Origin of the sequence: Micromonospora sp. NPDC050695, from assembly GCF_040654415.1 — a bacterium.
In the GTDB taxonomy this organism is placed as follows: domain Bacteria; phylum Actinomycetota; class Actinomycetes; order Mycobacteriales; family Micromonosporaceae; genus Micromonospora.
The window spans coordinates 21,997-33,120 of record NZ_JBFAHZ010000058.1 but is presented as its reverse complement, the minus strand read 5'-3'; the positions used below and the strand labels follow the sequence as shown (position 1 = coordinate 33,120).

At 70.2% G+C, this 11,124-nt stretch carries 12 protein-coding genes; 1 reads left to right on the top strand and 11 read right to left on the bottom strand.

What is annotated here, in order from left to right; genetic code table 11:
* Positions 1-372: 372 nt before the first annotated feature.
* The 8 genes from AB0H52_RS27615 to AB0H52_RS27580 form a co-directional block, all read right to left on the bottom strand.
* Positions 373-876 carry a metal-sulfur cluster assembly factor gene (locus AB0H52_RS27615; protein WP_151489658.1) on the bottom strand — a complete coding sequence of 168 codons (504 nt, stop codon included), beginning with the start codon at positions 874-876 and terminating at the stop codon, positions 373-375.
* Positions 873-1,346: a Fe-S cluster assembly sulfur transfer protein SufU gene (gene sufU / locus AB0H52_RS27610; RefSeq protein ID WP_151489657.1), complete on the bottom strand. Its 474-nt coding sequence runs from the start codon at positions 1,344-1,346 to the stop codon at positions 873-875. The genes AB0H52_RS27615 and sufU overlap by 4 nt, the downstream gene beginning before the upstream one ends.
* Complete coding sequence (locus AB0H52_RS27605; RefSeq protein WP_151489656.1) at positions 1,346-2,650, bottom strand: cysteine desulfurase; 1,305 nt, start codon at positions 2,648-2,650, stop codon at positions 1,346-1,348. Before AB0H52_RS27605 ends, sufU begins: the two co-directional genes overlap by 1 nt.
* An 18-nt stretch (positions 2,651-2,668) precedes the next feature.
* Positions 2,669-3,442 (bottom strand): Fe-S cluster assembly ATPase SufC, encoded by a 774-nt coding sequence (gene sufC, locus AB0H52_RS27600; protein WP_151489655.1) that lies wholly within the window; start codon positions 3,440-3,442, stop codon positions 2,669-2,671.
* On the bottom strand, positions 3,442-3,768 hold the full coding sequence (locus AB0H52_RS27595; protein WP_151489654.1) for a non-heme iron oxygenase ferredoxin subunit: 327 nt from the start codon (positions 3,766-3,768) through the stop codon (positions 3,442-3,444). The genes sufC and AB0H52_RS27595 overlap by 1 nt, the downstream gene beginning before the upstream one ends.
* Positions 3,768-4,910, bottom strand: coding sequence for a Fe-S cluster assembly protein SufD (sufD, locus tag AB0H52_RS27590; protein ID WP_151489653.1), 1,143 nt, complete (start codon positions 4,908-4,910; stop codon positions 3,768-3,770). Before sufD ends, AB0H52_RS27595 begins: the two co-directional genes overlap by 1 nt.
* A gap of 61 nt (positions 4,911-4,971) precedes the next feature.
* Positions 4,972-6,402, bottom strand: a complete 1,431-nt coding sequence (sufB, locus tag AB0H52_RS27585) for a Fe-S cluster assembly protein SufB (RefSeq protein ID WP_074312771.1) — start codon at positions 6,400-6,402, stop codon at positions 4,972-4,974.
* Positions 6,399-7,199 carry a transcriptional regulator gene (locus AB0H52_RS27580; protein WP_151489652.1) on the bottom strand — a complete coding sequence of 267 codons (801 nt, stop codon included), beginning with the start codon at positions 7,197-7,199 and terminating at the stop codon, positions 6,399-6,401. Before AB0H52_RS27580 ends, sufB begins: the two co-directional genes overlap by 4 nt.
* A gap of 98 nt (positions 7,200-7,297) precedes the next feature.
* On the opposite strand from AB0H52_RS27580, the gene AB0H52_RS27575 reads away from it, so the two are divergent.
* Complete coding sequence (locus AB0H52_RS27575) at positions 7,298-8,260, top strand: COX15/CtaA family protein (protein ID WP_192580245.1); 963 nt, start codon at positions 7,298-7,300, stop codon at positions 8,258-8,260.
* A 127-nt stretch (positions 8,261-8,387) separates the two neighbouring features.
* Here the strand turns inward: AB0H52_RS27575 and AB0H52_RS27570 are convergent, their stop codons facing one another.
* The 3 genes from AB0H52_RS27570 to AB0H52_RS27560 all read right to left on the bottom strand — a co-directional run bounded on the left by AB0H52_RS27570 (position 8,388) and on the right by AB0H52_RS27560 (position 10,897).
* Entirely contained in the window at positions 8,388-9,308 is a 921-nt protein-coding gene (locus AB0H52_RS27570) for a hypothetical protein (protein ID WP_357951109.1), read from the bottom strand.
* Positions 9,309-9,322: 14 nt separating this feature from the next.
* Positions 9,323-9,658, bottom strand: coding sequence for a hypothetical protein (locus AB0H52_RS27565; RefSeq protein WP_151489649.1), 336 nt, complete (start codon positions 9,656-9,658; stop codon positions 9,323-9,325).
* A 285-nt stretch (positions 9,659-9,943) separates the two neighbouring features.
* Positions 9,944-10,897 carry a heme o synthase gene (locus AB0H52_RS27560; RefSeq protein WP_151489648.1) on the bottom strand — a complete coding sequence of 318 codons (954 nt, stop codon included), beginning with the start codon at positions 10,895-10,897 and terminating at the stop codon, positions 9,944-9,946.
* Positions 10,898-11,124: the final 227 nt, after the last annotated feature.

Below are 11,124 nucleotides of genomic sequence, written 5' to 3'. Positions count from 1 at the left end.
CGCCCCGCGCCCCGCGCCCCGCGCCCCGCGCCCCGCGCCCCGCGCCCCGCGCCCCGCGCCCCGCGCCCCGCGCCCCGCGCCCCGCGCCCCGCGCCAAGATCGTGCTCGATCCAGGATGTAGTGGTGTCGGGAGCGCCAGATGCCACTACATCCTGGATCGAGCACGATCTCCAGGCTCTCGCCGAGTCCCGCGCCCACCCGATCTTGCACTTCCTGTGGTGACGAATGCCCCTTACCGGCCTACAACAACGACCAAAAGTGCAAGATCGACGCAGCAGGATCCCGGCGCGCGGCCGAGGGAGGCGTGGGACGGGTCGAGCGCGACGCCCCGGTGGGCATCGCGCTCGACGGGTGGAGCCGACCGGGGTCGGCTCAGACGTTGAAGCCGAGGGAACGAAGCTGGTCCCGGCCCTCGTCAGTGATCTTGTCCGGACCCCACGGCGGGAGCCACACCCAGTTGATCCGGATGTCGTTGACCAGACCGCCGCCGGGGCCGGTGGTCAGTGCCTGCCGGGCCTGGTCCTCGATCACGTCGGTCAGCGGGCAGGCCGCCGAGGTGAGCGTCATGTCCAGGGTGGCGACGTTCTCGTCGTCGACGTGCACGCCGTACACCAGGCCGAGGTCGACCACGTTGATGCCGAGCTCCGGGTCGACGACGTCCTTCATCGCCTCCTCGATGTCGGCGATCATGGCCTTGCTGACGCCACCCGCCGGGGTGACGGCGCCGCCCGCTGCGGCGACCGCGTCGCCAGCCGGGGTGACGGCGTCGCCGGCACCCGGCGTCGCGGCACCGTTGGTCGTCACGGCGTCGGTCTGCGGCGCCGCGGTGGCGTCACCGGCCTCCGGCGTCGCTGCGGTAGCGGTGTTCTCGCTCATGCCTTCACCTCCGGGCTCACGCCCACACCGGCGCGTGCCGCGGCGTCCTTGAACGCCATCCACGGCAGCAGCGCGCACTTGACCCGGGCGGGGTAGCGGGCCACACCCGCGAAAGCAACCCCGTCACCGAGTACGTCCTCGTCGGGCGTGACCTGGCCACGTCCGGACATCAACTCCACGAACGCCTGGTGCACCTCGAATGCTTCCCCGGCGCCCCGGCCACGCAGCAACTCGTGCAGGACGCTCGCCGAGGCCTGGCTGATCGAGCAGCCCATCCCGTCGTACGAGATGTCGTGCAGCACGTCGCCGTCGGTGGCCACCCGGACGGTGACCTCGTCGCCGCAGGTCGGGTTGACGTGGTGCGCTTCCGCGACCTGGTCGCCCGGGTCGTCGGCGTCGCGCAGGCCACGCCCGTGCGGGTGCTTGTAGTGGTCCAGGATGATCTCCTGGTAGAGCTGGTCGAGCTGCATCAGTCGAACACCTTCCGCACCTGCTCCAGACCGGCCACCAGAGCGTCGATCTCCTCGGTGGTGGTGTAGAGGTAGAACGAGGCCCGGGTCATGGCCGGGACGCCGAACCGGCTGCACACCGGCTTGGCACAGTGGTGGCCCACCCGCACCTGCACGCCGAGCGAGTCGAGCACCTGACCCACGTCGTGCGGGTGCACGTCACCCAGCGCGAACGAGATGGTGCCGCCCCGGCCGATCGGCACGGTCGGGCCGAAGATCCGCAGGTCGGGGACCGAGCCGAGGGCGTCCAGCGCGTACGCCGTCAGCTCCTTCTCGTGCCACTGGATGGCCGGCATGCCGATGCCGGTGAGGTAGTCCACCGCCGCGCCGAGCGCGACCGCCTCGGCGATCGGCGGGGTGCCCGCCTCGAACCGGGCCGGCGGCGCGGCGAACGTCGCCCGGGCCATGGTGACCGTCTCGATCATCGAGCCGCCGCCGAAGACCGGTGGCATGGCCGCCAGCAGCTCCCCCCGGCCCCAGAGCACGCCGATGCCGGTCGGGCCGAGCATCTTGTGGCCGGTGAAGACGATGTAGTCGGCGTCCAGGTCGACCACGTCGATGGGCAGGTGCGGCACCGACTGGGAGCAGTCCAGCAGCAGCAGCGCGCCCACCTCGCGGACCCGCGCGGTGATCCGGGAGGTGGCGTTGACGGTGCCGAGGATGTTCGACATGTGCACCAGCGAGACGATCTTCGTCCGTTCGGTGACCAGGTCTTCCAGGCCGGACTCGTCGAGGCGGCCGCCGTCGGTGACCGGGAACCAGCGCAGGGTCGCGCCGGTGCGCTCGCACAGCAGCTGCCACGGGACGATGTTCGAGTGGTGCTCCATCTCGGAGATCACCACCTCGTCGCCCGGGCCGAGCCGGAACCGGGGGTCACCGTCGGGGCGCAGCGAGGCGTTCGAGAAGGCGTACGCCACGATGTTGATCGCCTCGGTGGAGTTCTTGGTGAACACCACCTCGTCGACGCTCGGCGCGTTGATGAACGCGGCGATCTTCGCCCGCGCCCCCTCGTACGCCTCGGTGGCCTCGGTGCCCAGGGTGTGCACCGAGCGCGACACGTTGGCGTTGTGCCGCGCGTAGTGCTCGTCGAGCACGTCGAGCACCTGGCGGGGCTTGTGCGAGGTGTTGGCGCTGTCGAGGTAGACCAGCGGATGCCCGTTGATCTCCCGGTCCAGGATCGGGAAGTCGGCGCGCACCCGGGCCACGTCGAAACGCGGCACGTCGTCGTACTGCGGCATCCCCGGCGGGATCGCGATGCTGGTCATCTCGGCAGCGCCTCTCGCTCAGGCCTTGGCCGTGCCGGCCCCGGCGGCGTACCGCTCGTAGCCCTCGGCCTCGAGCTTGTCGGCCAGCTCCGGCCCGCCCTGCTCGACGATCCGGCCGGCCACGAAGACGTGCACGAAGTCCGGCTTGATGTAGCGCAGGATCCGCGTGTAGTGGGTGATCAGCAGCACGCCGGTGTCGCCGGTGTCGCGGACCCGGTTGACGCCCTCGCTGACCACGCGCAGCGCGTCCACGTCGAGGCCGGAGTCGGTCTCGTCGAGGATCGCGATCTTCGGCTTGAGCAATTCCAGCTGGACGATCTCGTGCCGCTTCTTCTCACCGCCGGAGAAGCCCTCGTTGACGTTGCGCTGGGCGAACGCCGGGTCCATCTGGAGGCGCTCCATCGCACCGCGCAGCTCGCCGCCCCAGGTGCGCAGCTTCGGCGCCTCGCCGTCGATGGCGGTCTTGGCGGTACGCAGGAAGTTCGCCACCGAGACGCCGGGCACCTCGACCGGGTACTGCATGGCCAGGAAGAGGCCGGCGCGGGCGCGCTCGTCGACCGTCATGGCCAGCACGTCCTCGCCGTCGAGGGTCACCGAACCGCCGGTGATCTCGTACTTGGGGTGACCGGCGATCGAGTACGCCAGGGTGGACTTGCCGGACCCGTTCGGGCCCATGATGGCGTGGGTCTCGCCGGACTTCACGGTCAGGTCGACGCCGGCCAGGATCGGCTTGAGCTCACCCTCGGGCAGCTTGACCGACACCTTCAGGTCGCGGATCTCCAGGGTGCTCATTATCGGGTCACTCCATTACTCGGCGTCAGGCTGAGGTAGATGTCGCCGTCGCGGACTTCGACGGGGTAGACGGGGACGGGTTCGGTCGCGGGCAGCCCGCTCGGCTCGCCGGTGCGCAGGTCGAAGCGCGAGCCGTGCAGCCAGCACTCGAGCGTGCAACCGTCGACCTCCCCCTCGGAGAGGGCGACCGAGGCGTGCGAGCACTCGTCGTAGGCGGCGTAGAACTCGCCGTCCTCGCCGTGCACCAGCGCGATCGGCGTGCCGTCGACGTCCGCGCTGATCGCGGTGCCCTTCGGCACGTCCTCGGTGGAGCAGATCCGGATCATCAGGCGCCCGCCTTGGCCAGCCGGGCCTCGATGGCGTCGCCGAGGCGCTCGCGCAGCTCCTCCACCGGGATCTTGTTGATCAGCTCGGCGAAGAAGCCGCGGACCACCAGACGGCGGGCCTCACCCTCCGGGATGCCCCGGGCCATCAGGTAGAACAACTGCTCGTCGTCGAAGCGGCCGGTCGCGCTGGCGTGGCCGGCGCCGGCGATCTCGCCGGTCTCGATCTCCAGATTGGGTACGGAGTCCGCCCGCGCGCCGTCGGTGAGCAGCAGGTTCCGGTTGATCTCGTACGTGTCGGTGCCGGTCGCCTCGGCCCGGATCAGCACGTCGCCCACCCAGACGGTGTGCGCGTCGTCGCCCTGCAGGGCACCCCGGTAGCCGACGTAGCTGCGGCAGTCCGGCACGGTGTGGTCCACCAGCTGCCGGTGCTCCAGGTGCTGGCCGGAGTCGGCGAAGTAGACGCCGTACAGCTCGGCCTCGCCACCCCGCCCGGTGTACTCCACGCTGGTGAACTGCCGGACCAGGTCGCCGCCGAGGGAGACCTGGATGTGCACCACCCGTGCGTCCCGACCCAGCTTGATCTTGAGGTGCTGCGCCTGGACCGCGTCGTCGGCCCAGTCGGCGACCGTGACCAGGGTCAGCTTCGCGCCGTCGGCCACGGCGACCTCGACGTTGTCGGCCAGGGTCGCCGAGCCGACGTGCTCCAGGACCAGGGTCGCCTCGGCGAAGCGGCCCACCTCGATGAAGGTGTGCCCGAACGCCAGGCTCTCCGCACCGCCGCCGACCACCCGCAGGCTCACCGGCGCGCCCACCACCACGTCACTGGCGACGGTGAGCAGCAGCGCCTCACCGGCGCCGCCGTACGCGAGCGCACTGACCCGGTCGACCGGCATGAGCACGCTGCCCACCCGCGGGTCGTCGGTGCCGATGCGCTCGACGGCCACGCCCTCGGGCAGGTCGCCGTACTCGTGCCGGACCGTGCCGGTCGCGGCCGGAGCCGCACCGGTCAGGCCACGGAGGCGCTTGAGCGGGGTGAACCGCCACTCCTCCTCCAGGCCGGTGAGGGCCGGGAAGTCGGCGACGTCGTACGAGCGCAGCGCCTGCGACTTGGTGCTGGGCGGCGCGGAAGCCTGGGTAGTCATTTCTTCCTTGGTCTGTTCTACGACGACGGTGTCAGGTCGGCCGGACGGGGGACGGGCGGCGTCAGCCGACCGCGCCCTCCATCTGGAGTTCGATCAGCCGGTTCAGCTCCAGGGCGTACTCCATCGGGAGCTCCTTGGCGATCGGCTCGATGAAGCCACGCACGATCATGGCCATCGCCTCGTCCTCGCTCAGGCCCCGGCTCATCAGGTAGAAGAGCTGGTCGTCGCTGATCTTGGAGACGGTCGCCTCGTGCCCCATCGACACGTCGTCCTCACGGATGTCGACGTACGGGTAGGTGTCCGAGCGGGAGATGGTGTCGACCAGCAGCGCGTCGCACTTGACCGTGCTACGGCTGTGGTGCGAACCCTCCAGCACCTGCACCAGACCCCGGTACGAGGTGCGGCCGCCGCCCCGGGCGATCGACTTCGACACGATGGTCGAGGAGGTGTGCGGCGCGGCGTGCACCATCTTGGCGCCCGCGTCCTGGTGCTGGCCCTCGCCGGCCATCGCCACCGAGAGCACCTCGCCCTTGGCGTGCTCGCCGGTCATGTAGACCGCCGGGTACTTCATCGTCACCTTGGAGCCGATGTTGCCGTCGACCCACTCCATGGTCGCGCCCTCGTGGCAGACGGCGCGCTTGGTCACCAGGTTGTAGACGTTGTTCGACCAGTTCTGGATGGTCGTGTAACGGCAGCGCGCGTTCTTCTTCACGATGATCTCCACGACCGCGCTGTGCAGCGAGTCGGAGGAGTAGAGCGGCGCGGTGCAGCCCTCGACGTAGTGCACGTACGCACCCTCGTCGACGATGATCAGCGTCCGCTCGAACTGGCCCATGTTCTCGGTGTTGATCCGGAAGTAGGCCTGCAGCGGGATCTCGACGTGCACACCCTTCGGCACGTAGATGAACGAGCCGCCGGACCACACGGAGGTGTTCAGCGCGGCGAACTTGTTGTCGCCGACCGGGATCACCGTGCCGAAGTACTCCTTGAAGACGTCCTCGTGCTCACGCAGCGCCGTGTCGGTGTCCAGGAAGAGGACGCCCTGCTCCTCAAGATCCTCACGGATCTTGTGGTAGACGACCTCGGACTCGTACTGCGCCGCGACACCGGCGACCAGGCGCTGCTTCTCCGCCTCCGGGATGCCCAGCCGGTCGTAGGTGTTCTTGATGTCCTCGGGCAGGTCCTCCCAGCTGGTGGCCTGCTTCTCGGTGGACCGCACGAAGTACTTGATGTTGTCGAAGTCGATCCCGGTGAGGTCCGCGCCCCACGCCGGCATGGGCTTACGGCCGAACAGCCGCAGACCCTTCAGCCGCAGGTCGAGCATCCAGGCCGGCTCGTTCTTCTTGGCCGAGATGTCCCGCACCACCGCCTCGTTGATGCCGCGCTGGGCGACCGCCCCGGCGGCGTCCGGGTCGGACCAGCCGTACTCGTAGCGACCCAGGGCGGCGAGCTGCTCTTCCTGGGTCAGGGGCTGGACGATCTGCTCGGTCATCTATCTGTCCTCACAGTGGTGACGGGATTACCGGATTGGGCGCGGGTCGGCTGGGTCGGAATGTGCGTGGTGCACACCCCGTCGCCGTGCGCGATGGTGGCCAGGCGCTGCACGTGGGTGCCGACCAGACGGGATATCACCGCGGTCTCGGCCTCGCACAGCTGGGGAAACTCGGCGGCCACGTGCGCCACCGGGCAGTGGTGCTGGCAGAGCTGCCCGCCGGAGGCGATCGTGGTCGCGTTGGCAGCGTATCCCTCGGCGGTGAGCGCTCCGGCGAGTGCCTCCGCCCGCGCGAGGGGATCGTCGCCGGCGTCCTCCATGGCGGCCCGACAGCGGGACTCCAGGGCGGACACCTGCTCGGTGGCGAACGCCTCGACCGCGCCCGAACCACCACTGCGGGCGATCCAGCGCAGCGCGGCGGTGGCCATGTTGTCGTAGTGATGGGTGCCACAGCGCACCCGCGCGGCCTCGGTCAGCAGGAACACCTTCGCCGGGCGGCCCCGACCACGACTGCCCTGCACGGTCTGCTCACGGGCGAACACGTCACCGTCGGCGAGCATCGCGTCGAGGTGCCGGCGGATCGCCGCCGGGCTCAGACCGAGCGCCACGCCGAGCTGCGCGGCGGTGGTGGCACCCCGCTCCAGCAGCAGCTGGGTGACCCGGTCCCGGGTGGAGACCTCGGCCGCCGCGGCGCCGGTGGACCCGGCCGAGGTGGTCACGACGGGCGCGGACACCGACGCGCCGACGGCCGCTGGGGCCGCCGACTGCTGCCCGGAGAGCGCCGCCGCGTTTTTCACAACGCCAACGTTACGTAATTACCCGGAGGGTGGCAAACCCGGGCTCCGGTGATCCGAACCACCGACCCGACCGAGTCGGACGAACCTCGATCACTACGGTGCGTAGGATTTGCGCCGTGAACCGAATCGTCCGTCCGGTCTCCGGCACCCTGCTGCGCCGCCTCGCCCTCGCCTCGATCATCGCGAACGTGGGCATCGTCGTCACCGGCGGGGCCGTCCGGTTGACCGCCTCGGGCCTCGGCTGCCCCACCTGGCCCCGGTGCACCGACGAGTCGTACGTCACGACACCCGAGATGGGCGTGTACGGGGTGATCGAGTTCAGCAACCGGATGCTGACCTTCGCGGTGGGGCTCATCGCGCTGGCCACCGTGCTGGCCGTACTGGCCCACCGGCCCCGCCGGCCCGGGCTGCTGGCCCTCGCCATCGCGGTCTTCCTCGGCATCCCCGCCCAGGCGGTGATCGGTGGCATCACCGTGCTCACCAACCTCAACCCGTGGGTGGTGGGGCTGCACTTCCTCGCCTCGATGGCGGTGCTCGCCGCCGCGTACGCCCTCTGGCGGCGGATCGGCGACCCGGACGGCCCGACGGTGGCCGTGGTGCCCGCCCCCCTGCGCGCGCTGACCCGCGTCACCACCGGCGTCGCCGCCGCCGTACTGGTCATCGGCACCTGGGTCACCGGCAGCGGCCCGCACGCCGGCGACCACGGCGCGGCCCGCAACGGGCTGGACCCGGAGTCGATCTCCCAGGTGCACGCCGACGGCGTCTTCCTGCTGATCGGCCTCTCGGTGGCGTTGATCTTCGCGTTCCGCGCGGTCGGCGCGTCCCGGGCCACCCGGGCCGCGATCGTCCTGCTCGCGGTGGAGCTGGGTCAGGGCGTCATCGGCTTCGTGCAGTACGTCACCCACGTGCCGGCGATCCTGGTCGGCGCGCACATGCTCGGCTCCTGCCTGGTGCTGCTGGCCACTCTCTCCGTCCAGTGGTCCACCCGCGAACGCCGCCCGAGCACCCCGACGCCCCAGACCGCCGCGGCCGACGTCGAAGCCGTCCCCGTCAGCGCCTGACGGCCCCGCGCCACGATCCGCGCACCGTCGCGGATGTTGCTGCCTCCGACGCACCGGAGACAGCACTTTCCCCGGTGTTGCGCGGATCGTGACCACAGCGCCTCGCGTGACCGCCCGGGAACGCGGCTCAGGCGCGCAGGGCCAGGTGGGTGGTGATCGCGGTGGCGAGGCGGTCGGGGGCGCCGTCGGCGTACCCGAGGAACAGCGACGGCTCGGTCAGCTCCAGCTCGACCAGGATGGGGTCGCCGTCCGGGCCGGGGATCAGGTCGACCCGGGCGTAGAGCAGCTGCCGCGTCCCGCCGGGCACGGTGGCGAGCGTCCGTTCGGCGACCGCCAGCTGGTCGGGGCGGGCGGTACGGGCGGTGATCTCCTCCGCCTTGTAGAGCCCGTCCGGGCCGTGGTCCGGGCCGGTCAGCATCGGGCCCTTGCGGATGGCGTGGCTGTACCTGAGCCCGGCCGGACCGGCCAGGTAGAGCAGTGCCGTCTCGCCCTCGGTGTCGACGGCACTCAGGTACGGCTGGACCATGGTCGTCCGGCCGGCGGTGGACAGCCGGCGTACGTGTGCCACGGCCAGGTCGCGGTGCTCCGGGTCGGCCAGGTCGTACCGGCCGGTGTCCTGGCTGCCCGCGCTGACCGCCGGCTTGATCACGTACTCGCCGGTGTCGGCGGGTGGCTGCCAACTCTCCCCCGGCTCGACCCAGGAGGTCGGCACGGTGGGCACTCCCGCGGCGCTCAGCTCGGCGAGGTAGCGCTTGTCGGTGTTCCAGCGCACCACGTCGGCCGGGTTGACCAGCGCCGGGACGGACGCGGCCCAGGTGACGAACTCGTCGCGGCGCAGCGCGTAGTCCCATGGTGAGCGGAGCACGACCAGGTCGTAGGAGGACCAGTCGACGTCGGGGTCGTCCCAGACGGTGGCCTCGACGGTGACGTCCCGGGCGGCGAGCGGCGCGAGGACCAGCCGGTCGTCCGGGTCGAGGTCGGTCAGGTCGGTGCAGGTGACGAGAGCGACCCGGGGTTTCCCCCGGGTCGACTGGTGGTGGTCGGTCAATTCAGCTGTCTATCTCAGCGGGCCATCGTGCGCCGGGCCATCGACCGCCAGAGGTCGTTGCTCGGACGCATCTGGTCCATCAGTTCACGCTCCCAGGCGTTCTCGACGGTGACTCCCGCCTTGGCGCACGCCTCCCGGGCGGTGACGGTGTCGTCGGCGAACTGGTCGCCCCACTCACCGTCGGAACCCACCAGGACGATCCGCGCGCCACGCTTGCCGACGTACTCGATGACCGCCTTCGCTCCGCCATGTCCAGCGGCGAACGCCTTGAGGCCGGCGACCAGGCCGTGGGGCGCCTGCTCACCGACGGTCTGCTCGGCCGTCAGCGTCGTATCGGAACCATCTGCCATGACGCGAAGCCTAAGCAGAGTTCCACTCGTCCGGGCGAGAACCATGAAGCTTTTGTGATGCCAATTACCTACAGGTTTAAGGAAGAGTACAGATTTGCTGTCCGGTTTTAGACGGACTTATGGGCTCAAAGCGCCCTGACAAATCGGCCGTCGGTCGCCGCAGGTTGAGTCGATCCGACTCATGCCGAAAGTTACTCTGATGTGACGTTAAACCGGGACAACTCATCCATGACACTGATTAGTCAAGGATTGCCACCAGCGTGGCCAGGCAGGTCGAACCCCAGGTCAGAGCAGCGCGTCGAGCGCGACGGCCACGAAGACGATCGTGAGGTACGTGGTCGACCAGTGGAACAGCCGCATCGGCTTGACCGCCTCGCCGCGCGTCGCGCGAGCGCAGAGCCGGTGCGCCTCGACCAGGAAGACGGCGCCCACCACCAGCGTCGGCACGCCGTAGATCGCGCTGAGCCCCAGCGGCCAGACCGCCAGGGAGGTCAGCACGGTGAGCCAGGCGAAGATCAGGATCTCGGCGTTCACCCGGCGGGTGGAGGCCACCACGGGCAGCATCGGGATCCCGGCCCGGGCGTAGTCGTCCTTGTACTTCATGGCGAGCGGGTAGAAGTGCGGCATCTGCCAGAAGAAGACCACCGCGAACAGCCCCCACGCGGCCGGCGCCAGCGTGCCGGTCACCGCCGCCCAGCCGATGAGCACCGGAGCGGCACCGCAGGCGCCACCCCAGAAGGTGTTCGTCGGGGTGGAGCGCTTGAGCCACAGCGTGTAGACGACGTCGTAGTAGAGGATCGCGGCGAGGGTCAGCCCGGCGGCGAGCAGGTTGGTGAACGCCGCCATCAGGACGATCGAGACGGCCGCCAGCACCAGACCGAAGACCAGGGCGTTACGCGGCGACACGGTGTGCGCCGGCAGCGGTCGCCGCTTGGTACGCCGCATCAACTGGTCGATGTCCCGGTCGATGTAGCAGTTGATCACGCTAGCCGCTCCCGCGGCGAGCGAGCCACCGATGAGCACCACGGCCATCAGCCACAGCGACGGCAGGCCACCCTCGGCGAGCATCATCGCCGGCACGGTGGTGACCAGCAGCAGTTCCACGATGCGCGGCTTGGTCAGGGCCACGTACGCCGACACGATCGCGCGCACGTCCCGCCGCGCCACCGGACCCTCGGCCGCCCGCGCCGGGGGCTGCCCGGCGGGGTTGCTCGCGGGGCGCTCGGTGATCATGCTCACGGATTGCCACCTTCCGGCATCGGCACGGGGAGATCGGTCGGTCCAGCCCGCTCGGGGGCCGCACACCGACCCACACACTACGCGTTGTCGTTTTGGCTGCCCGGCCGACCCGACAACGGTGCGGGCCGTCACACCACCGGGTTGAACCACGCACGGCAACGTCACGTACCGCACACCATGCACAGATCCGTGGGCGGACGTTTAGGCCCGCTCGATAGGGTCACCAG